Source organism: Echinicola sp. 20G, from assembly GCF_015533855.1.
Classification (GTDB): domain Bacteria; phylum Bacteroidota; class Bacteroidia; order Cytophagales; family Cyclobacteriaceae; genus Echinicola.
The window spans coordinates 4,497,039-4,520,077 of sequence record NZ_AP024154.1 but is presented as its reverse complement, the minus strand read 5'-3'; the positions used below and the strand labels follow the sequence as shown (position 1 = coordinate 4,520,077).

The window sequence follows — 23,039 nt, the reverse complement described above, 5'->3', positions numbered from 1 at the left end:
CTTAGTGAAATTAATTGAATTTTTAGTGGACTAGGAATTATAAGAAAGTAAAAAGACCATAAAACGTCTAATCAAGGATTTCAAACGGTCTGAACGGTGTTAGATGAACTTTTTTTGAAAATTATTAACCTGAAAAAGAGGGAGGTAAGGTTTTGAAGTCTTTTTTTTTCTAAAGAGGTTTTGCATTAAAAATAAGAACTACTACCTTTGCATCACTTCAAACGAGAAGAAAACAAAAAAACAATACGGAGTGGTAGTTCAGTTGGTTAGAATGCCTGCCTGTCACGCAGGAGGTCGCGGGTTCGAGTCCCGTCCATTCCGCTTAATTTCTTAAAAAATTCCAATCATTAGGAGTGGTAGTTCAGTTGGTTAGAATGCCTGCCTGTCACGCAGGAGGTCGCGGGTTCGAGTCCCGTCCATTCCGCAAAAGCCTTACAGCAATGTAAGGCTTTTTTGTTTTTAAACTGATTTGTTTAATGACTGGCAAATAATGGATCAAGTAATAATTGTTAACGGAGAAGTATACCGGCTATAAGCTTTAATTGTCCTTTACGTTAAAGTTATTATGAGCCAGAGATAAAAATGAAAGATCGTAAAGAGAGAATTTAGCTATCAAAACATTCTTGTATTCTCAACTTTTCTGTTTGATCCGAAATAATTTTTAAAAAGGGCATATTTATCGGACGAGCGTATGCAATTCGCTTAAAACTTGATTATTTTAGATAAAATACTTCTTAAAGATTAATCATTTTTACTTACCCAAATGCTATGAAATTAATATTGGATTTTGTCAACAAGACCTTAAAGGGAGGTCTTTTTTTCCTGATTCCTTTGGTACTTGCTTATATGTTGCTGGGGAAGGCTATCCATCTAATTCAGCCTTTGGCCAACAAACTGGCTGGAGTAATGGATCCTGCCCAAGAAAACTTTCTGGATTTCAGCTATATCGTGGCAGTGATTCTCTTGGTGATTATATGCTTTGTTTTTGGTTTGATGGCTTCATCGGTAATCGGTGCAGATTTTGTGAGATGGATTGAAAATCACATTTTGGTGATGTTTCCCGCCTACAGGTTGATGAAGAATACTTTTGAATCTGCTGCGGGGATTACCAAAAATGATAAACTCCCTGTAGTGCTGGTGCCCATTGATGGTTTGATGTTGGCCTTTCTAATCGATGACCTACCGGATGGTGATAAGTTAGTATTTGTACCGGGTTCACCAGACCCTTGGTCGGGAAACTTAATTATTTTTAAAAAGGAACAGGTTAAGGAAACCGGTCTTACTCAGCCAGAAGCTCTAAGGATATTGAAGCAGACAGGCATTGGAGAGAAACAAATTATTGCCAAAGGGGTTTATGGTAAAGAGAATATCTGATTTATGTGGAATTCAATCGTGTAAAGAGTCAGGACAATTTTCAGAAAAATTACTTAAAAAGTAATTGCTTTTATCCTCAAACTAAAAGGTTGATATTAAAACATTTATAATTATCTTTCTAAGATAAATTTTGATGAGAAGGGCCATAATTTGAAAGACAAGGGTGTCAATGATTTTACTTCGCGATAATCTTTTTATCTTTGTCATGGTTAAAAAATGAAAACATGGTCTTAGAATTTGAAAAGCCGATTGCTGATTTAGAGCTTAAACTTCAGGAAATGAAAGGATTGGCTGAAGGTAAGAAACTTGATTTGTCTGCCGATATTCAGTCTTTGGAAGAAAAAATACAAACTTTGAAAAAGGAAACATTCCAAAATTTAACCAGATGGCAGAGGGTTCAACTCTCAAGACATGCTGATCGACCATATGCCTTGGATTACATTTATGAAATCACCAATGATTTTATAGAGCTTCATGGGGATAGAAATGTAAAGGATGATAAAGCCATGATTGGTGGCTTAGGAGATATAGATGGTAGAACGGTGATGTTCATAGGCCAGCAAAAAGGACGTAATACCAAACAGCGTCAAGAGCGTAATTTTGGTATGGCCAATCCGGAAGGTTACCGTAAGGCGCTTCGTTTGATGAAAATGGCCGAAAAGTTTGGCAAACCTATCGTGACTTTGATTGATACTCCGGGTGCTTTTCCTGGTTTAGAGGCTGAAGAAAGAGGCCAAGGAGAGGCTATTGCTAGAAATATCAAGGAGATGTTTATGCTGAAAGTGCCTGTAATCTGTATCATCATTGGTGAGGGAGCATCAGGTGGTGCACTTGGAATTGCCATTGGAGATAGGGTGATGATGCTTGAAAACTCATGGTATTCTGTGATTTCTCCTGAAAACTGTTCCACTATTTTGTGGAGAAGTTGGGACTACAAGGAGCAGGCTGCAGAGTCTTTGAAGTTGACGGCTACTGATATGCAGAGCAATAAATTGGTTGATGGTATCATTCCGGAGCCTCTTGGTGGAGCACATAAAGACATGAAGGGAATGGCTGATACTTTAAAGAAAAGTATTTTGGCAGCCCTCAAAGAATTGGATAAAATAAAACCTGAGAAGAGAATTGAAGAAAGAATCAATAAGTTTTCTCAAATGGGGGTAGTAAATGAGTAAATACTACTGATGTATCTATAAAAAAAGACCTCTGCCAAAACAGAGGTTTTTTTTGTCTAATTAACTTTAAATGATTTCATTTAATTTATTGTTTTTCAGTTTATTATAATTATCAGATTATTATGAGACTACACGTAATCAACACAGGTTTTTTTAAATTAGATGGAGGGGCTATGTTTGGTGTCGTGCCCAAATCCCTTTGGCAAAGAACCAACCCTGCTGATGAGAATAATTTGTGTACTTGGGCCATGAGGTGTCTTTTAGTAGAAGAGGGAGACCGTTTGGTATTGATTGATAATGGAATTGGTAATAAGCAAAGTGCCAAGTTTTTTTCGCACTATTACCTTCATGGGGAGGAGAGTCTTTCCGGATCATTGAAAAAGGCAGGGTTCAATGAATCGGACATTACAGATAACTTTTTAACCCATTTGCATTTTGATCATTGCGGTGGTGGGGTGAAATACAAAGAAGGCTCTGATGAGTTGGAGATGGTGTTTAAGAATGCCCAGTACTGGAGCAATCAAGACCACTGGGAGTGGGCTACCATTCCCAATGCTAGGGAAAAAGCATCTTTCTTAAAAGAAAATATTTTACCTATTCAAGAAAGTGGACAATTGAGCTTTTTGGATTTGGATAAGCCTGAGCTCTTTTCTGGTTTTGGCTTTTTTACGGCAGATGGGCATACCGATAAACAGATGATTCCGAAAATCCAATACAAAGGAAAAACCATTATCTTTGCAGCGGACTTATTACCTTCTGTTGGGCATATTCCATTACCGTATGTAATGGGGTATGATACCAGACCTTTATTGACTTTAAAGGAAAAACAGGCTTTTTTAGAAGAGGCAGCAGAGAAAGAGTACATCTTGTTTTTGGAACACGATGCCGTAAACGAATGCTGTACGGTAAAGATGACTGAGAAGGGAGTTCGCCTAGATCAAACATTTTCTCTAAGTGAAATCTGAAACAAAAATTGGTATAGCGTTATCTGGAGGTGGTGCGAGAGGCATTGCTCATTTGGGGGTCTTGAAGGCCGTGGAAGAAATAGGTATTAAGCCTTCTTTTGTATCTGGTACAAGTGCAGGAGCTATTGTCGGTTCTTTGTATTGCTCTGGATTTGGTCCAGATGAAATCCTTGATATTATTATCAAAACCAATTATTTCAAATTTTTAAGGCCAGCCATCAGTTGGACAGGAATTTTGAAGATGGACACCATGGAGCAGTTGTATAGGGTTCACTTGCCTGAAAACAGCTTTGAGCAGCTTCAAATACCTTTGACAGTAGCTGCAACAGAACTGAGAAGAGGAAAGGTAGTCTATTTCTCAGAAGGGGAGTTGATTCGACCTGTAATGGCTTCTACCTGTATTCCAGGAATGTTTGATCCCATTCAGATTGATGGCAGGTTTTACATCGATGGAGGGGTTTTGAATAATTTGCCTGTGGAGCCATTGGAAGGCAGATGCGATTATATAATTGGTGTGAACTGTAATCATTTACAGGAAGATCACAACATAAGTAATATAAAGAGCTTAATTGAGCGAACAGTGATTATGTCTATGAACTACAATGTTTATAGCAGAAAAAATAAATGTGATTTTTTTATTGAGCCGGAAGGTTTGGCGCAGTATGGGGTTTTTGATCTCAGAAAGGCAAAGGATATATTTTTTGCAGGCTATGAATCAGCCAAGCGGTTTATTTCCTATAATGAGGTATTGGTTAAGTTAGGTCAACAGATACAAGAAGAAATTTAGATCAAATGATGAAGTTATTAGCGAGGTTTGTGTTTTGGCTTACGGGCTGGAAGGTAGTAGGAGCTTGGCCAAAGGATTTGAAAAAGGCAGTAATGATAGCCATCCCTCATACCAGTAATTGGGATCTTTTGTATGCCAGGTCAGCTTTTTATATCATGGATGTTCCCGTTAGGTTTACCATAAAAAAAGAAGTGATGGTTGGGCCTTTGGGTTGGTTTATCCGGGGGCTCGGAGGGATTTCCATTGACCGCAAAAAAATAGCAGGAAAGCGTAAGCAAACTTATACTGAAGCGATGGTAGAGATGTTGAAAGAAGCAGATGAGTTGGTCGTGATGGTCACTCCAGAAGGCACCAGGAGCTATGCGAAAAGATGGAAGTCTGGATTTTATCACGTGGCTATGGGAGCCGAGGTTCCTATTGTTATCGGCTTTTTAGATTATAAGAAAAGAGAAGCGGGAATTGGTCCTCTGATTGTTCCGAACGGCAATATGGATGAGCAAATAGAAGAAATGAAAGCTTATGGACGACAAGTTACTGGTAAGTATCCTGATCAAGGCATCCGTTAAAAGGTTTGTGATAAAAGTAAGCAGAATAAGTGGACGGTGGCATGTGGTTTGATTGATTACTTAAAGTAAATCAAAATACTATGATCAAAAAGATAAAAAAACTGACAGTTTTTAGGATTTTAAAAGACAGTGTTTTTGCTTTTGGTCAAAGTGATTCGATGACTTACGCTGCCAGTACAGCCTTTTACACCATTTTTAGTATGCCCGCTGTATTGATTATTTTATTAAATATTGGGGCTGCATTTTATAACGAAGGGACAGTAAGAGAAGAGCTTTTGGCCCAGATATCAAACCTAAGTGGCCCGGAAAGTGCTGAAACACTTGATCAAGTCATTTATAATGCCTCTTTGGATACCGATGGGTTCATTGCCCGAATTATCGCCATCTGTGTATTGGCATTCAGTGCCACTACTGTGTTTGTGAGTTTACAAAACAGTATCAACCACATTTGGCATATCAAACCTAAGCCTGAAAAAGGGCTAGTCAAATTTGTAGTAAACAGGCTGTTGAGTTTTTCAATGGTAGCCTCTATCGGTTTTGTGCTGATTGTTTCTTTAGTGGTGGATGCTATGATTGTTGTTTTCTTTAATTACGTTTCACAGCTTTTTGAAGGGCTTTCGTTTTATTTGGCCTCTGCGACCAACTTTATCTTTACCCAAGGTTTAATGGTATTGATATTTGGCTTGATGTATAAAATCTTACCAGATGCCAAGGTAAAATGGCGTTCCGTCTGGTTAGGAGCCTTTGTGACGATGTTGCTTTTTGCTTTGGGTAAATACCTTATCGGTTTCTACATGGGCAATAGTGATGTAGGGGGAGCCTATGGTACTGCGGGATCGCTTGTGATTTTCCTAGTTTGGGTCTACTATTCAGTGATTATTTTTCTCTTTGGAGCCCATATCACCTATTACATTGCTGAAAGGACTGGAAGGGGTATCAGGCCAATAAAGCAAGCTGTCAAAGTTGAAATTAAAGAAATAGAGGATTAAAAGATCAACTTGTGTAACCACCATCAGAAGTGAAAATGGCACCGGTGATATAACTAGCGGCTGGAGAAGCCAAAAATAAAGCCAGTGCACCGATTTCATCTGTTTCACCAAGTCTTTTAATGGAAAGCCTTTTCATTATGGTTTCCATGATCTGGTCATTTCCCCAAAGTGGTTCACTAAATTTAGTTTTGACAACACCAGGACAAATGGCATTTACGCGTATTTTTTGTTGTCCCCAGTCTTTGGCGCAAGCTTTGGTCAGTGTGTGCAAGGCTGATTTACTGACACTATAGATTCCCAATTGAGGTTCAGGAGAAATTGCGCCAATAGAACTAATGTTGATTATAGTGGGTGAAGATGATTTTCTCAAATGGGGCAAACATAGTTTTGACAGTTCGAATGGAGCCTTGACATTGATGTTCATTACTTTGTCAAATACATCTGAAGGAGTTTCATGAATAGGCCCCATATATGGACTCGTTCCAGCATTATTGACCAAAATATCTATCTGCCCATACAGCTCTATTGTTTTATCCACAAGGTTCTGCAATTCTTCAGGGTGTCCCACATTACAGTTAATTCCATAAACATCGTAACCCTTATTGTTCAAAACTTTCGTTGCTTTGGTAAGGTCATCTTTGTCTCTGCTGGCCATAATGACCTTAGCCCCAGCTGCCGCAAAGAATTTAGCGATGCTAAAGCCAATACCTCTGCTCGCTCCTGTGATAATTGCTATTTTATTGTTTAGGGAAAATAAAGTTGATAAATCCATGGATGTCGCGGGTTTAACTTGCCTAAAAATCTGTTTTTAAGTTAAATAATAAGCTTCAATAAGTAGGCCATTTTATTATTATTTTTTCCATAATATTTTATTTCGTAAGAATTTTCATAAGAGATAGAACTATTTGAATCTATTTTAGTGGCAAACTGATCTGTCTTCATCGCCTATGTAAAAACAAAAAGCCCACTTCAACGAAATGGGCTTTTGTAAGGTAATATGTCAGATTTAGAAATTCGTTTTAGAATAGGCTGCCTTGAACAGCTTTTGGTCTTTGGGCTTGAATGGTTCCTACCAGCAAATCATTGATAAGCTTGATAAAACCATTCTGCCAATTTTCTGTACTTATTTTTATTTCTTTGTTTTCATACTCAATGGGACCACGAAGTCTCTCATAACCGATCATCATTGTCCAGATAGTATAGAAAGTGATTTCTGGCTGGAGATCTGGGCGCATACTGCCATCTCTCACACCGTGTGAAATGATTTGAATGCCTATTTTGGCAGGGTCATGGTGAATTTCAAGTAGGTGAGTGAAATTTGGACTCTCCAGGATTAAAGGGTCAATGTGTTTTCTTTTTTCTAGATCATTGTATTGTGCCATCAATCCCATAAAGTTGAGGATGGCCTCTTGGTACATTCTATTGTTTTCAGTAAACCTGATGAAGTTCTCAATTAGCATTTTGATCAGGTCTATTCCTGATTTTCCTTTGGTCTTTTGGGTATCCCTAAATACGTCTTTTAATTCCTCAAATGCCTTTTTAGTGACAGCCATATAGAGGTCTTCCTTGTTCTTATAATAGAAGTAGATAAGCCCTTTGCTCATTTTAGCTGACTTGGCCACCTCATCCATTTTGGTACTTTGGTAGCCCTTTGAAGCGAATAGCTGAATAGCTGCTTCGAGTATTTCTTTTTCCTTTTTCTGTCTTTCGTAAACTCCCATTTGTACAAAAAGTAAACGTGATTTAAATAGAGTTTAAAGTTATTGAACTTTATTTAAAAGATGATAGTCGAGCTGAAAAAAAATTAAATATTTTTTTAAATGTAAACCTTAAATAGGGTTGTTTAATTTGTTGATTATGAGATTAATAACTGGTGTTGAATTAGATTTAGTTTATTTGGATGGGGGATTGCTAAAAAGTAAAATCGGGAGGTTATATACCTCCCGAATAAAAATTATGCAGTTACTTTAATGATGAAATAATTCTTTTTCCCTTTCTGAACGAGCAAGTATTTTCCCTGAAGCAATTCAAGGTTTTCAGTGCTTGCTTGTGGATCAGATAGTTTGATTTTGTTGATGCTGACACCACCGCCTTGGATCATTTTTCTAGCTTCTCCTTTAGAGCCAAAAATTACTCCTTGGCCTTTATCTCCTAAAAGATCTAAAACACCACCCAATTCATCATATTCAGATTTCGAAATTTCCACTTGGGGAACCCCTTCAAACACCTGAAGGAAAGTTCTTTCATCCAATGACGCAAGATCTTCGGTAGACGATTTGCCAAATAGGATAGAAGATGCTTTTACTGCCATTTCATAATCTGCCTCAGAATGTACCATGATGGTGATTTCTTTGGCGATTTCTTTTTGAAGTATTCTTAAGTGAGGTGCTTCCCCATGTTCTTTTTCCAAACCTTCAATGGTGGCTTGGTCCAATGTGGTAAAGATCCTGATATATTTGGATGCATCTTCATCAGAAACATTTAACCAAAATTGATAGAAGGCATATGGAGATGTTTTTTCAGCATCGAGCCAAACACTACCGCCTTCGGTTTTACCGAATTTAGTTCCATCAGCTTTGGTAATCAAAGGCACAGTCAATGCGAAGGCACTACCACCTTCTTTTCTTCTGATCAGCTCTGTACCGGTCACAATATTTCCCCACTGGTCTGAACCTCCAAGCTGCATGGTGCAATTCTTGTTTTTCCACAGGTGGTAGAAATCATATCCTTGGATCAGCTGGTAGGTGAATTCTGTGAAAGATAGTCCGTTTCCTTCTTCAAGCCTTCTTTTGACACTGTCCTTGGACATCATGTAATTTACTGTGATGTGTTTGCCTACATCTCTGATGAAGTCCAAAAAGGAAAATTGAGACATCCAATCATAATTATTAACCAATTCAGCCTTATTTTCTTTATCATCATCGAAGTTCAAAAACTTGGACAACTGCTTTTGGATTCCAGCAATATTGTTCTCAAGGGTTTCCTTGTCTAGCAAGTTTCTCTCTGCTGACTTAAAAGAAGGATCACCGATCATTCCTGTAGCACCACCGACCAGTGCAAATGGCTTATGGCCTGACCTTTGAAAGTGTAATAGGGTCATCACACCAACCAAGTGACCAATGTGTAAAGAATCCGCTGTTGGATCAAAACCCAGATAGGCAGAAGTAACGCCTTTATTCAAGTGTTCTTCCAATTCTGGGGTCATGTCCTGGATCATGCCTCTCCAACGCAGTTCTTCGATAAAGTTATTCATATTTTTATTGCAGCTTATAATCAATTAAAGCTGCAAATATAGGTTTTGCAGCTTTAGAATTAAAGGATTGATTTGATATTTGGCCAAGTCACTGGCAATCTGTTGGCATTAGTCAGCATTGGTGGCTACAGTATCGATTTTCCTTTCCATAACCAATACGATTTTATCCCCTTTGGGGCTCACAGCCAATCGACTGATATTACCATATCCAGGCATGGAAACACTGGCTATTTTCTCCCAGTCCAGATTTTTATTGACCTTTTTGATGTAAAGTTCTTGACCTTGGGCCATCAGCATGGTGTTTTTATCTATCCAGACAAAATCATCACTTTCACTCAAGGCTACTCCATAATTTCCGGTATTTTTCTCATCAAGGTCATAGAACTTAATTTCATAAGTACTTTTTCCATTTAGGACCACGCTTGCACCTTGATCAATATAGGTGATCTGGCTAGTCTTGGGTCTTTTTTGAATGCTTCTTCCAACGTTCTCAGCTAAAGTGATTACATTATCCCTGCTGTAAGGGTAAACCAGTTCATTGGGTTCTCCTAATAGATACATAGCAGCGATATTATTATGCCAAGCGTAATATCCCACCGGCTCGATATCATCATAGAGTAATTCAGGTTCACCAAAGTTGATAGGGTAGAGCCAAAGTCTTTGTATGCTGTCTTCCTCAACTGTCACGGCAGAAATGTACTGGCCACAGTCAGTCAATCTTGGAGAAAATTCACTTTTATCTGAAGTTCTGGTCATATTAGTGAAATTCTCTTTGTCAAAACTGTATAGGATAATATCACTGTTTCCTTTTTCATCAATAGAAGAAAAAGCCACCTGCAGATTGTTGATGAAGCAAGGTTGATTGTCATATCCTGCCCTGTCTGTGATTTTCTTGGCACTGCCTGGCACGATGGAAAAATTACCGAAGAAGTTTTTAGACTCAAGGGAGATCAAATCGTATGATTGCTGTCCATGAACTATTATTGAAGGGATTATAAAAATAAAGCAGGAAAGAATTGCACTTAATTTTTTCATTTTGGAATATTTTGGCTGAAGTGAAGCTAAATTACGAAAGGATTTGGTATTGTCGAACATGAGTTCAATAATAGTAAAATAAGTGTACGGGTTTCTTATTTATAGTGTTCAAAATCGATCATTTTTTGTCCGTTTGCGATCATCTAAATCGTGTTAAAATTTGTTAAAAACGCTTTTGGAGCCATTTTTAACAACTGGCATTCTTTTCGTATCTTCCAAACCGAATGACAAGAAACAGTTATCCAATAAAAACATTTCCGACTGAGTTGATATTTTGGTGCCTGGGTATCCTAGGAATCTTATTGATCGACACCGAATCAACACAGCATTTCACGTTATGCCCAATAGGGCTCTTGGGATTTGAATGGTGTCCCGGGTGTGGTTTGGGCAGAAGCATGAAATTGTTGATAGAAGGAAACTTTAAAGCTTCGTGGGAAATGCATCCCTTAGCTGGCTTAGCGTGGATTGTGATTCTTTTGAGAATTTTTAATTTAATAAAACATTTAAAAGCAAAAAGAAACTATGGCTAATGTGTTAAAACACCTTCCGGAATTGGAAGGGATGGAATTAGGTTATATTCAAGGTATCCTGAAAAATATGGATGATGAGCAAGCTTCTCTGTTTGCGCAAGTCTATAGAGCAAGACGAAAAGACAGTCAAATGATTCTTATTTTGGCTTTATTGGGATTCTTTGGGTTTGCCGGTTTACACCGTTTCGTATTGGGCCAGATAGGATTGGGTATTTTATACTTATTTACTGGTGGATTGTGTTTGATCGGTACGATAGTGGATTTGGTCAACTATAAAAGTTTGGCATATGAGTACAATATGAAAATTGCACATGAGACACTTTCCATGATGTCCAATGGCTTCCCAGCTCCAGCAGCTGCCCCAACACCAGAACAACCAAAAAACCAATAATAATGAAGCATAATTATAAACTCTTTACGGTTGCACTTGTACTGGTTGCGACTTTACTACCGGGCTGTTCCTATTCCCAGATGACAGTTGTTTCTGATATTGAAGAAGTATTTGATGGTATCAATAAAGTTGAAATATATGGTGGGCCACTTGAGGTAACTTATGAGGGCAGGGAATTGGCCTCCGAGGTATCACTGAATGCTTATTTGGAATCCAATAAATCCAAGGGCGTAGAGATCACATATGAGGTGAAAGGTGATAAGCTGGTTGTAAAATGGGAGCAGAGTAAAAGTATTAGTGGCTGGGGGAGTTTTCGGAATGAGGGTTTTATTAGTGTGACTGGCCCGAAAGATATTGAATTAAAAGTCAATAGTGGTTCTGGAACTGCCTTTGTCTCCAATGTAAATCATGATGAAATCAGCCTTTCTGCTGGCTCTGGCCACTTGAAAGCTAGCGAATTGAATGTTGGTAAAATCCATTTATCTGTAGGATCAGGAAAAATAGAAGGTGAAGATTTAGTAGGAGATGTTTACTGCAAGGTGTCTTCAGGCGCGGCTCATCTTGATGATGTAAAAGGAAATGTGGATGCCGTAGGAAGCAGTGGAAAGATTTCTTTGGAAGATATCTCAGGAAAGGTAGACGCAAAGATCAGTTCCGGCAGAATTGTTTTGAATGATGTAGGAGAAATAGGTGAATTGGTTGGTTCTTCTGGTAGTATTTCTGCAGACAATGCCGGTTTAGGAGGGGATACCAATTTGAAATTCTCTTCAGGATCTGTACATATTCAGACACCTGATAATTTAGACAATTACAATTTTGAATTGGCCGCAAGTAGTGGTAGCTTGAGAGTAGGTAATCAGAAAACAGGCAAAAGTCTGAGAATAGATAACAATTCAAGTAAAACAGTAAGGGGAGCAGTAAGTTCTGGTAATATTACTATTGAAAATTAATAGACTTGATATAAACAACAATGAAACGGCCAAGGAATTTTCCTTGGCCGTTTTTTATTTATTTAGCTCCGTAAAGGGCTTTTCCAGCTTCTTCATATTTATCTCCAGCTTCCCAAACAGGTCTTTCATCTGCATTGGCTATTTTTTGAGCAGTAAGCAAATATGATTTCCAATACTTCATAGCATAGTCCAGGTCAAAGTTATCCACATGGTCAGCTGCTTGATGGTAATATTTCATAATCTCTGCATCAAAGGCCGTAAAACCTAAACTGAAAGTAGGAGCGGGGATACCTTTTTTGGCAAAATTAACATTGTCAGAGCGGTCATAAAGACCTTGTTCAGGAGATGGATCAGCCATCGTCTCCAAACCATATTCTGCTACTGCTTCCTTGATATAATGGTCAGCGGAAGTTCTTCCAAGTCCAATTACCGTAATGATATCCGTATTATTATAGCCTCCGTTATCAATATTGAGGTTATAGATGATCTTATCCAAAGGAACCAATGGATTTTCTGAAAAATAAGCAGAACCCAGCAAGCCTTTTTCTTCTGCAGTCCAAGCGCAAAGTAGAATGGATCTCTTTGGAGGATTTTCTGCAAAGAATTTGGCCGCGTTGATAATGGCTACAGTACCTACTGCATTGTCTCTGGCTCCATTGTAGATGGTATCACCTTCGGCGTTGGGAGAGCCTACACCAATATGATCATAATGAGCAGACAACATCACATACTCTTCCTTGAGCTTAGGGTCTGTTCCTTCAATAACTCCAATGACATTTTTACCATTGAAGGATTTGTTGACTTTACCTGTAATGGATACTTCTGCTTTTTCTACTCCGCCTTTATCAATGTTTTTGATTAATTCTCCATCCAGGTCTTTTGCCCAGATGTAAGGAATACCAGCTTCATGAGCCTCGCCCTGGGCCAGGGTCATTTGCGGTTTGTTTAGATAGTTGGTCAACAAAGTCCAAGGGGTAGTAGGGAGGTTGTACATTTCAATAAGGGCAATGGCTCCTTTTTCTTGTGCCAAAGCCAATTTTTTTCTTCCAGAGGCAAACAATTGTGATGGCCCCATTTTTTCTGGTCCACCGACACGCACAACCAGAATTTTACCTGAGATGTCTTTTCCTTCTAAATCTTCTTCAAGTCCATACCCTGCTACTACCATTTCGTAATTGCCTTCCAGTGATTTGCCATCAAGTACCAACATTGTCTGACCTTGGGTCAATTCGTCACTTCCTAATTTTATGGTTCCTGAACTAGGAGGCGCAGATAGTCTAAAAGGAACAGACTGAAAATAATTATCTGAGATAGCCTTGGCACCATATTTCCAAAACTGCTCTGAAACATACCTTGCAGCAATGTCTATCTCTGATCTAGCAGCATCACGACCCATTAACTCATCTGAGGCTAGGTACCTAAAGTGGGAGATGGCCTCTTTTTCAAGGATGCTATTGTCAATTGCGGATTTTTGGGCTTCAGCTTCTATGGGCAATAAAGCTGCACTGGCCAAAGCCAAAAAGATTAGATTTTTTTTCATGCGATTGTATTAAATGATCTCTTTATAAATATAGTTTATTTGAGTTTAAAATCAGGTTTTTAGATTGTCAATCCATATTAAAGTAAGTTGATCCAATCCACCTGAGGTCCAATCAGATTAAGTGTGACCAGGAAAATTCCTCTAACATTTGATTAAAGTAATCCGGTAAGGGCGCCTTTACCTTGATTGGTTCACCTGTAATGGGATGGTTCAATTCATTTTGCCAGGAGTGCAACAACATATGGTGCATTTTAAAGTGCATGCGAAAAAAGCTATTTTGGCGATTGTCTCCATGGGTATTGTCCCCAATAATATAATTCCTTTCATGCGCAAAGTGCCTACGGATTTGGTGCATCCTCCCGGTCAGTGGATAGGCTCTCACCAAGGAATATCGACTGGTAGAATGTCTCGGAGAACTCTCATAGGGAATTTCAATTTGCCCTAATCTCAAATACTCCGTTTGCGCATCCTGAAATTCTTTTTTTAACTTTTTCCTCAAAGGATGGTCAATCAATGCAGCTTCTTCTTTGGTATAACCTCTCACTACAGCCAAGTAATACTTTTTGATATCCTTTTGGATAAATTGTTCTTGAAAAGCTGGGACGGCCTCAGCATATTTGGCAAACCAAAGGATTCCTGATGTTGGACGGTCTATACGATGAAGTGGATACACCTTTAACCCCAATTGGTCTCTAAGCGTCTGCATGGCGTAAACAGGTTCATCATCCATGGCAATGCTGGACCTGTGGACCATCATCCCTGCTGGTTTGTTTACAGCCACATAATGGTCATCTTCAAAGAGTAAGCTGAGTTCCATGAGGATTGATTGTTGAATGAAAAAGCCTTTCCTGAGATCAGGAAAGGCATATACTAGTTAAAGTTGGGCATTAGATTAGATCTTTACCCAAGCTTGTTTTTTGTTACTTTCTATGATACGCTCACAAATTAGCAATTCGCGGTAACCATCTTCAAATGTTGGGAAAGAAGGGGTTTCTGGCTGTTTGCCTTCGGCTACGGCAGCATATACTTCTTTGAACATCTGCTTGGATGTATCTGGAAAACCTTCATTGTGTCCACCTGGAAAGCTGATCAATCCTGCTGCTTCTGGTGTAAATAGGGATGGATCTTTCATCAGGTGCTGGTTGGCGGTTTCACGTTTTCCAATCCACATTTCGTTTGGTTTTTCTGAACACCATTCGAAGTTGGATTTAGAACCTGCAATTTCAATGTTCAACCTATTCTTTCTTCCAGCATTTACTTGGCTTACGGTCACTGAGCCTTTATTGCCATTGTCAAACCTTAAAAGTACGGTAGCGTGATCTTCGGTGTTGATGGCAACTTCTTCATAATCAGATTCAGTAAGCATTTTGCCAGAATAGGTCTCAATGGCTTTTAAAGGTTTCAAACGTGTCTTATGTACGGTTGAAAAATCAGCCATTACTTCTGTCACTTTTAGTCCAGTCACATATTCTGTCAAATCCAAAAGGTGTGATCCGATATCGGCAATGGCCCTGGAATCTCCTGATTTGTCCGGCTCTAATCTCCAGTTGTAATCGGTTTTGAGAAAAAGCCAATCCTGAAGATAGGAACCCATGATGCTATAAACATCTCCCAACTCCCCATTTTCACGCATGGTCTTCATTTGACGCACCATTGGGTAATAACGCAGGTTAAAGTGTACCGCATTGACCAATCCTTTTTCCTTTGCTAATGCAACCAATTCTTCCGCTTCTTCAATTTTGGTTGCCAAAGGTTTTTCGCAAACCACATGCTTACCAGCTTCCAAGGCCGCTTTGGATTGGGAGTAATGGAGGAAATTGGGAGTACAGATGTGTACTACATCAATTTCAGGCTGCTTGAGCATCTCATCAAAAGTATAGGCATTGGGAATGCCCAAAAGTTTGGCTTTTTCCTCAGCCAGTTCCTGATTTACTTCACACAGGGCAATAACTTCAATGTTGGGAATTCTTCTCAGCGCCTCCAAATGAGCTGGCCCAATAAAGCCAGTACCCACAATGGCAGCTTTGATTGTCTTTGTCATGGTTTTAGGTTTCTATAGGTTTTATTATAAAAGAATGGGGAATAAAGATAGGAGCAAGAAACGTATTTTCAAATTTATGGGCTGTATAATGAGTGGTTGGGATATTGGGACCATTTAATGTCAAGAGATTATTGTTTAATTTACCACAAAGGCCGCAAAGTTTGCACAAAGAGCTCCATGTTTGTACAAAGAACGTGGTGATAAGTACGAAGTGGGATTTTTGAGTTGAAAAGTAACGAATTAAGTCTATTTGTCTTTAGTCTAATGTCTGACCTCTAGATATCATCCATACCTCTTTCCGGTACGAGAGGACCAGTGAACATAATTTCACCTTTTTCAGTATCCATGTGATAATCAAGTTTGATTTTGTCCTTATCCTGTTCGTGAATATTCAGGCAGGCATTATAATATATCTTCTTAAAAACTATAGTTACTGTTCCCGAGAAATCTGTATCCAAGGACTTGGTTTCTTCTAGTGATATATCTTCAGCAATGGCTCCGTCCAATTTTGCATACAGGGAAATAAAGATGTTCCATTCCTTTTGCTCATTATGGATAGTTTCCCTTATCAGATCTTTGGGACCAGAATGGACATTGGTCAATTTGAATTTCCAGGATTCCTGCATTTAATTAGACTTTGGATGAGAAACAAGAGATAATAAATTGGAACAACAGTTAATTGAAGTAGGAAGTGAAATAAGATTAAGAATTATTTCCTTCCTACTAATGGTTTAAATCCATAAACAAATCTACTCAATTATCTCCACTTCTATACCTTCTGAATGGCTGCTAAATTCAGGCGCATACATGCACTCAATGGTACTGATGCCATTGGAGAAAATGCCTGCATTATTGGCCCGAAGTTCATATTCGAATACATAGACACCTTTCTTTAGTTGCTCAAAGAAGAAGTTGGTGCTGGCGTCTCTGGTGCTTTCATAGTAGCCCAAACCATCTTGGTATTTATAGGAAGAGAGCACATTGATCGGTTCGAAACCTGCCGCCCGCATGTCTTTTAAGTGGACAAAATTCATGTCCCTGTCTATCTTGATCTCTATTCTTACTTTGACTAAATCACCTACATGAACTGGATTGGATTTATCAACAAGTTTATAAGTTTCACCTTGTCTCGTGTTGCTTTTGATAAACAGCTTTTTAGTGATTTTCAGCGGGGTAGCGGTGCTACTGTTTATTTTGTTCAAGTCCTCAAAATACTGCCAATATAGTGCTCCCCAGGTGACACCTGTAGTTTCTTTTGTAAAGGTAACATTACCCATTTCGGGTTTAACTTCATTTGCATGCCAAGACTTTTTAAAATAGCCAGTGCCAACCTCTTTTGCAATGTTTGAATCTCGATCGGGATAGATATTTTCGGTTCCAACCCTTACATTGACGGATTTGGTGACACTCAGCCAATCATTACCTTCTAGCAGCAAAGCTTGGACAGCAGAAGTAGTGGCCTTAGTAGTGCTCCATCGGTTGGTCTGCTTATGTTTCAACAGCCAAATTTTCATCTGGTTGATAATTTCCTGTTGCTCATCACTCTGTTCATCATCTATGTCTACTTCAGCAAAAGCCCTGATCAATAGGGATTGCGTTTCTATCGGTGATTCACTCCATTGATATCCTGTTTTATTGGATTTCCAGTACATACCCAATTCAGGACTCGTAATACTGTTTTCAACCAATGATTTCATGATGGCCTGTTTGGTGTCATTAGCGCCAAGTTGATGACTTATCAAAATCATATAGGCTTGTTCCTGTAGACCAAATTCCGCCCAAAAACGCTTAGCTTGGGTTCTGTAATAAGTAATGGCTTCATCCAATTCTTTCGGATAGTCCTTTTTGATGTTCAAGGAACTCAAGTAGAGGTAAGAAATATGTATGGGGCGAATGTGTTTTTTATTCAGGAAGTTTTGGGCATCATTAAAGCCTTCTGCTTCATTATTGCTTTTCTTCTTGATCCGATCTGCTTCTGCTTTTAACTTTCTATAATCCTCCAAAAGCTCTTGATCCAGATAGCTAATGCCTTTCTTTATGATTTTCTCCACGTCTGGACCATTGGCAGCTTGAATGTCCATACTTCTTAATTCACTAAGTCCAACAATGATGTGTTGCGTAATATGTCTATTAGCATATTGGCTGCCCTTAAACCATGGGAATCCTCCGGTATTAAACTGCATTTCTTTAAGCTTATAGATGTTTTGATTTAGCTCATTATTCATTTTGTTTAAATCAAATAACAAAGCCGTCCGGTGGTTCTGTTCAGTTTCTGACTGGGCATCTCTCAGCCAAGGAGTTTCCTGAATAATCAGTGACTTCAGTTCTTGGTTCTTTTCTAGGTTGCTTAGTAAAGCATCAGCGCCCTGTTTTTTCCATTGTTCAAACATCGCTTTGATCTTGGGTTGATTGTCCACGATATGTTTGGCTACAGCATTGGCAAAGAATCGGGAATAGGTTTGTTCAGAGCACTCGTAAGGATACTCCATTAAGTAAGGCAGTGCCTTTACCGCATACCAAGCAGGGTTGGAGGTGACCTCCAAGGTCAAGTTATGATGTTGAATGGTATTGGACTGCATATCCGTTAAGGCTTCCATTTCAAAAGTCTTTTTTCCTGCTTGGCTGACCCACATGGGCATAGTTTCTGTCACCAACATTCGATTTGAGAGTACTGGAAGGGTATTTTGTTCTCCGTCAGCAAAGTCCCCGGCAGTAGCTACCATTTTGTATTGAACTGCGTGGATACCTTCAGGGATGCTGATGGTCCAGTGGATAGCTGAATTGCCTCTGCTAATGACTTGGAAATCTTGACTTGATAGCTCGTTTCCAAGTTGAGCATCAATATTCTCACCGGTAATAGGATCTATTAGCTCTAGTTTTACTTTACCGTTAAGCGTGTGATCGGTGAGATTGGAGATCTTTCCAGAGATACGAACCTGATCGCCTTCCCTAAAAAACCTAGGCACATTGGGAACGACCATTAGGTCTTTTTGGGTGAGTGTTTCAAGCGATTTGTAAACCACATCAAGGTTCTTGGTATGGCCTAGCAACTGCAGTTTCCAGCGGGTAAGAGATTCGGGGGCGGTAAAGGTAAAATTGATATTTCCTTCCTCATCTGTATGAAGGGAAGGATAGAAGAAAGCTGTTTCTCTCAGGTCGGTTCTGGCCTTGACCTGATTGATTTGTCTTTCCAATTCAGCTTGTCCGGCATGGGTGGTGATCACAATAGCTCCACTGGCAGCCTTTGCCCCATAAAGAGCTACTGCTTCATCACCTTTTAAAACATTCATGGAAATAATATCTTTTTCAAATCCAGTAAAGGAGCTGGCCACTTTTCCATCGATGATATAAAGTGCTCCTTCCATATTGGAGCCATTTCCTCGAATTGTTAGACTAGGCTGTTTAGTTGTAGGTATTTCAAGTACTTCTTCAAGTGCAGCTTCATCAGCCACCACAGCTACAGCCCCAGTTAAAGATTCCTTTCTCTGGGCTGCATAGCCAACTACCACTACTTCATCCAGGTTGCCAATATCTTCTGGAAGTTTTACATTGATCACATTGACTTTTCCAGTAACCAAAGTTTTTGTGCTGATAAACCCTATAAAGCTAAACTCTAATTGATCCCCATTTTTGGCTTTGATAACATAGTTGCCATCAATATCAGCTACCGTTCCGGTTTTGTCCAGAGTTCGGACTATGGAAACTCCTGGCAATGGCTTGCCTTCCATATTGGTCACCAGACCTTTTACCATTCCCTTTTCCAGAGTTGGATCAAATGAAGTATTGATTATAGGTTTTATGGGTATCCACTTTTCCCTAAGTTTACTAAGGTAAGTATGATTGACATAACTATTCGTAAAGTCAAAACCGAACCATTCAAATTCAGTGAAGTTTATCGTGGTTAGGGGAATGCTTTGATAAAAGTGATCTCTTTCAAAATAACCCAAACCGAAACTTGAACCTGTGCCAATGGATAGCTGACTGTAATAGCTTTTATTATTGTTTGGATTAAAAGTCCAACGGTGTGGTTCAAATTGGTCCAAAGAGGCATCATACATGCTGGCCAATAGCTCGGCAGCAAGCCGGTCTTTTTGAGGGCCTTTGATTTTAAAAGTCCATGATTGTTGGGATCCGGGCTGCATTTTATCCCTGAAGCTGATCGTTTCGATTTCAAGGTCTCTTTTTGGGTAAGGGACATTTACTTTTATCTGACCGATTTTGACAGAATTGGCAAAGACTAGACTGTAATGAATGATAAAGCCTCCCAAATCGGATGCTTTCACAGGAATGTCCAAATACTTATAGTTGTCATCAAGTTTAATTAATCGAGTGCTCTGGATCTTACCATTTTTCTCTACCATAATGGCCAAAGTCAGGTCATTGGCAGCGGTACCCACTCGTAATCTGGCCGTGTCATCTGGTAGATACTGCTTTTTGTCCAAGCTGATGTCCAACAGTTGGTTTTCGGCAATTTCCTTTGCTTTGTTATCTAACAATTTGACAAACTTCTTGTTCTTAACCTTTTGCCCATATTTATCAAGCGCTTCTACTTCTATGAGGTATTGTCCGTTTGACCAACCTTTGAAATCTGTAAAATAGATGGATGCGGAATTTTCTGTATCATAGTCTGTTTCACCGACCACTTCTCCCTTGTCCCAATTTTCCACAGAGGATTCTTTATCATAAGGATCATGAGGGAAAAGGGTTTTAAATTCTTCTTTACTCCAACGTTTATAATCAGGAGCGTTCCATGGAGATTCTCTTAAAACCCGGTCTGGAGCTTGGAGTTTATAGATTTTTAATTTTCCCTTAGTAGGAACCAATTCTCCATTAAGGTTGGTGCTGCTGACTTGAATGGAAAGGCTATCTTGCTGTTTTGTCCAGCTAGCCGGGGTTTCTAAATTCAACATCAGGGCATGATAGCCTATATTTACTGTGGTTTGGGCGCTTCTGGTTTCCCCGGTGATATCCGTCACCTCGACTGTCACTTCATAGTGGAAAACCGGCTGCTGTTCCTTGTCCACGCTTGGATCCGGAATAGCTTTGAACGGAATGGTGAAATTTCCGTCTTGGTCCGTTTCCAATTCACCATGTGCAATTTTCTGGGATTGGCCTCTTGTAAAACTTGTTCTGAAATAATACCAAAAAGGCATTTCCACCTTACGTTGTACCCGATAAACCACCTTGGCATTGGAGAGTTTGCTTCCCGAAAAGGCTTCAGCCTTTCCTTTTAATTTAACACTGTCATTTACTTGGTATTCTTCTTGTATGGGGTGGAAACTAGCTTCAAAGGTGGGGCGCTTGTATTCTTCCACCGAGAAGTAATGCTCGCTATCAATAAAGTCATATTCATTAAATTTATCACCGCCTTCTTCATCATAATCCTCACTGACTTCTAGATAGTATTTTCCAGTCAGTCCGCTTGAAGGCAATACAAACTCTCCATTAAATGAGCCAAACTCATTGGTCCAGAGCGAAAGGGTGGAAACTTCTTCATCATTAACATCATAGAGTGTAACTTCCACAGGTTCCTTTTCCATCACCTTACTGCCTTGTGGGTTTTGGGTAAAAAGGATGCCTTTAAAGTAAACCGTTTGTCCTGGCCTGTAAATACTTCGATCAGTAAAAAGTTGGCTGTTAATTTTAGTATTAGCTTGCTGACTGGAATATCGATTATAGTAACTTAAATTTCCGAAAGTGACCTTGTCTTTAAACTTCTGTACAGTGGCGCTGATATTGTAATAATCCTCTTTGAAACGTACCTCTATAAAGCCATTTTGGTCTGTGACCAAACCACCCTTGATAGTAGTATAGTTTCCTTGCTTATAACCGTCTAAGGTGATTTCTGCTTTGGAAACTGGTTGGCCATTGTTTCGGTTGACAACTTGGAGACGAAGTAAATTACCGATCCGTTGTTGGATGAGGGCAAGGTCGGTCACCTGTACAATACTGTAACTTCTGTGATTTACATCATTGGGAGCATTTGATTGACCTTGTACTGTGAGTAGGTAAGTCCCTATAGGCATGGCTGGAAAGATGTTTTCCATTCCGTGGAACTGGAAATCTCCTTCATTGATCAAACTGCTTTCCCAGCTATTGACCAGGTCTAGAGATTGGATGAATCTATCTTTGTCACCAACATTATGAAGACCCTGATATGTCTTTTGCTCTTGAGCTGATAAAGGATAAAGTTTGAAATTTAAATTATCCATGTTTTTGTACTCAGCCATGATACGTTCAGGTTGATTTGATGGCAAATACTTCTCCATCTTTATTCTCAAAATCGGCTGGTCTATAATAGATATCAAATCGTGAAGGATACCTGAAGCAAAGCTATTAGGGTATTTATCTAGTGATTCGGACAAAAGTTGACGGGCATCTTTCTTCTTGAATTGATAAGTGGTGTTTTCGCCTGATTGATATTCCTGTGCGAGTTGATTATAAAACTTGGCCAAATGATAGGTAATCAAGGAGCTGATTTCTTGATCTTTATATTTATCCAATAAACTTTTAAGGGCTTTTTCATAGTGGGCTGACCCTTCGGTTCCTACATAAGATTTTGAAATGAATTCCAAACGATCCAGTTCTGCCATAACCATGGCATCAGGCTTGGAGTCTTTTGAATGAAATCGGATAAGTGTTTTATATATTTTTAACGCTTCATAAGTAGGAGAGAAAGAATTATACTTATAATTTGGAAGAAACTCTATTGCTTCAAAATAATCAGGTTGATCTATTTGGAATGGTTGCACAGGTTGGTTAATACTGCTTTCACCGTTTTGATAAAAATTAATGGCTCTATGTGCCAATAGATCAAATAAACTGGGTCTCAGTTGAACTGTTTTTTCTTGTTTATTCAAAATAGCTTCAAAATCCTCCTGAGCAGTTTTTTGGAGCAAATCCATATTTTGAAGGGAATTTTGATAATGTTTATGGATAGCTTTATAAAGATTGTTCAAGTCCCAAGTGCGTAAATCTGTGCTGTCTATGATGCTTGCTGTATTACTTCTGTTGTAAAACTTCCATCTGTTTCGCTGGAAATAGTCATGATAAAACTGGGCCAGCATGCTTTCTAAGATATTCTTTTCAGGTGTTTTGGCCGATTTGATTTCTATTTGGAACTGCTGGATTATGGCCAGTTGGGCTTCTTCTTCCAAAGTCAGGGCAAACTTGGATTTGTAAATTAGAGCCTTGATCCACTGAGGGGAATTGCCTTCTTCTTTGGCCAAGGAATAAATAGAATCGGTAAGCTGAAGGGCTGACTTTGGTAAATTTTTAATCTCCAATTTTTCTACCCGATTCCATTGACTTTGATAGTCGGATTGTGAAAACACAGGAAGGGCTAAAATGCTTAAACAGCATAACAATAAGAATTTTGGCATAAAAGTATTTTTTGATTGGGTTATAAAAGTCAATGTTGATTTTAGAAGCAGAATAGCACGTGTT

The 23,039-nt window shown here is 39.1% G+C and carries 18 protein-coding genes and 2 tRNA genes; 11 read left to right on the top strand and 9 right to left on the bottom strand.

The genetic code is table 11. The annotated features are described in order from the left end of the window. Positions 1 to 247: 247 nt before the first annotated feature. The 8 genes from JL001_RS18335 (at position 248) to JL001_RS18300 (ending at position 5,853) form a co-directional block, all read left to right on the top strand. A tRNA-Asp gene (locus JL001_RS18335) sits at positions 248 to 321 on the top strand. A gap of 29 nt (positions 322 to 350) precedes the next feature. Further along, positions 351 to 424 (top strand) — tRNA-Asp (locus tag JL001_RS18330). A 344-nt stretch (positions 425 to 768) separates the two neighbouring features. Then, positions 769 to 1,374 (top strand): DUF502 domain-containing protein, encoded by a 606-nt coding sequence (locus tag JL001_RS18325; protein WP_200978828.1) that lies wholly within the window; start codon positions 769 to 771, stop codon positions 1,372 to 1,374. Positions 1,375 to 1,598: 224 nt separating this feature from the next. Continuing rightward, entirely contained in the window at positions 1,599 to 2,546 is a 948-nt protein-coding gene (locus tag JL001_RS18320) for an acetyl-CoA carboxylase carboxyltransferase subunit alpha (RefSeq protein WP_200978827.1), read from the top strand. 122 nt (positions 2,547 to 2,668) lie between these two features. Beyond that, positions 2,669 to 3,511, top strand: coding sequence for an MBL fold metallo-hydrolase (locus JL001_RS18315; protein ID WP_200978826.1), 843 nt, complete (start codon positions 2,669 to 2,671; stop codon positions 3,509 to 3,511). After that, positions 3,501 to 4,298: a patatin-like phospholipase family protein gene (locus JL001_RS18310; protein WP_200978825.1), complete on the top strand. Its 798-nt coding sequence runs from the start codon at positions 3,501 to 3,503 to the stop codon at positions 4,296 to 4,298. The genes JL001_RS18315 and JL001_RS18310 overlap by 11 nt, the downstream gene beginning before the upstream one ends. Before the next feature lie 5 nt (positions 4,299 to 4,303). Next, positions 4,304 to 4,864, top strand: a complete 561-nt coding sequence (locus tag JL001_RS18305) for a 1-acyl-sn-glycerol-3-phosphate acyltransferase (protein ID WP_200978824.1) — start codon at positions 4,304 to 4,306, stop codon at positions 4,862 to 4,864. 80 nt (positions 4,865 to 4,944) lie between these two features. Further along, positions 4,945 to 5,853 carry a YihY/virulence factor BrkB family protein gene (locus JL001_RS18300; protein ID WP_200978823.1) on the top strand — a complete coding sequence of 303 codons (909 nt, stop codon included), beginning with the start codon at positions 4,945 to 4,947 and terminating at the stop codon, positions 5,851 to 5,853. A 4-nt stretch (positions 5,854 to 5,857) separates the two neighbouring features. Here the strand turns inward: JL001_RS18300 and JL001_RS18295 are convergent, their stop codons facing one another. The 4 genes from JL001_RS18295 to JL001_RS18280 all read right to left on the bottom strand — a co-directional run bounded on the left by JL001_RS18295 (position 5,858) and on the right by JL001_RS18280 (position 10,141). After that, positions 5,858 to 6,625: an SDR family NAD(P)-dependent oxidoreductase gene (locus JL001_RS18295; RefSeq protein ID WP_200978821.1), complete on the bottom strand. Its 768-nt coding sequence runs from the start codon at positions 6,623 to 6,625 to the stop codon at positions 5,858 to 5,860. 247 nt (positions 6,626 to 6,872) lie between these two features. Beyond that, a complete protein-coding gene (locus JL001_RS18290) occupies positions 6,873 to 7,574 on the bottom strand; it encodes a TetR/AcrR family transcriptional regulator (RefSeq protein WP_200978820.1) in 702 nt (233 codons plus the stop codon). Between the two features lie 233 nt (positions 7,575 to 7,807). After that, positions 7,808 to 9,106 carry a tyrosine--tRNA ligase gene (tyrS, locus tag JL001_RS18285; protein ID WP_200978819.1) on the bottom strand — a complete coding sequence of 433 codons (1,299 nt, stop codon included), beginning with the start codon at positions 9,104 to 9,106 and terminating at the stop codon, positions 7,808 to 7,810. A gap of 108 nt (positions 9,107 to 9,214) precedes the next feature. Continuing rightward, a complete protein-coding gene (locus tag JL001_RS18280) occupies positions 9,215 to 10,141 on the bottom strand; it encodes a hypothetical protein (RefSeq protein WP_236252883.1) in 927 nt (308 codons plus the stop codon). Positions 10,142 to 10,365: 224 nt separating this feature from the next. Between JL001_RS18280 and JL001_RS23245 the strand changes: the two genes are divergently transcribed. The 3 genes from JL001_RS23245 to JL001_RS18265 are packed head-to-tail and all read left to right on the top strand — an operon-like array spanning position 10,366 to position 12,012. Next, positions 10,366 to 10,671: a DUF2752 domain-containing protein gene (locus JL001_RS23245; protein WP_200978818.1), complete on the top strand. Its 306-nt coding sequence runs from the start codon at positions 10,366 to 10,368 to the stop codon at positions 10,669 to 10,671. Next, complete coding sequence (locus JL001_RS18270; RefSeq protein ID WP_200978817.1) at positions 10,664 to 11,062, top strand: TM2 domain-containing protein; 399 nt, start codon at positions 10,664 to 10,666, stop codon at positions 11,060 to 11,062. The genes JL001_RS23245 and JL001_RS18270 overlap by 8 nt, the downstream gene beginning before the upstream one ends. A 2-nt stretch (positions 11,063 to 11,064) precedes the next feature. Next, positions 11,065 to 12,012, top strand: coding sequence for a DUF4097 family beta strand repeat-containing protein (locus JL001_RS18265; RefSeq protein WP_200978816.1), 948 nt, complete (start codon positions 11,065 to 11,067; stop codon positions 12,010 to 12,012). Between the two features lie 58 nt (positions 12,013 to 12,070). On the opposite strand, the gene JL001_RS18260 is transcribed toward JL001_RS18265, so the two are convergent. The 5 genes from JL001_RS18260 to JL001_RS18240 all read right to left on the bottom strand — a co-directional run bounded on the left by JL001_RS18260 (position 12,071) and on the right by JL001_RS18240 (position 22,975). After that, positions 12,071 to 13,552, bottom strand: coding sequence for a M28 family peptidase (locus tag JL001_RS18260; RefSeq protein ID WP_200978815.1), 1,482 nt, complete (start codon positions 13,550 to 13,552; stop codon positions 12,071 to 12,073). Between the two features lie 112 nt (positions 13,553 to 13,664). Next, positions 13,665 to 14,369, bottom strand: a complete 705-nt coding sequence (locus tag JL001_RS18255; RefSeq protein ID WP_200978813.1) for a pseudouridine synthase — start codon at positions 14,367 to 14,369, stop codon at positions 13,665 to 13,667. A 75-nt stretch (positions 14,370 to 14,444) separates the two neighbouring features. Then, the gene (locus JL001_RS18250; protein ID WP_200978812.1) at positions 14,445 to 15,593 is read right to left on the bottom strand and encodes a Gfo/Idh/MocA family protein; all 1,149 of its coding nucleotides are present in this window, start codon (positions 15,591 to 15,593) and stop codon (positions 14,445 to 14,447) included. Positions 15,594 to 15,868: 275 nt separating this feature from the next. After that, complete coding sequence (locus tag JL001_RS18245; protein ID WP_200978811.1) at positions 15,869 to 16,219, bottom strand: hypothetical protein; 351 nt, start codon at positions 16,217 to 16,219, stop codon at positions 15,869 to 15,871. A gap of 123 nt (positions 16,220 to 16,342) precedes the next feature. Beyond that, positions 16,343 to 22,975 carry an MG2 domain-containing protein gene (locus JL001_RS18240; RefSeq protein ID WP_200978810.1) on the bottom strand — a complete coding sequence of 2,211 codons (6,633 nt, stop codon included), beginning with the start codon at positions 22,973 to 22,975 and terminating at the stop codon, positions 16,343 to 16,345. Between the last annotated feature and the right edge of the window lie 64 nt (positions 22,976 to 23,039).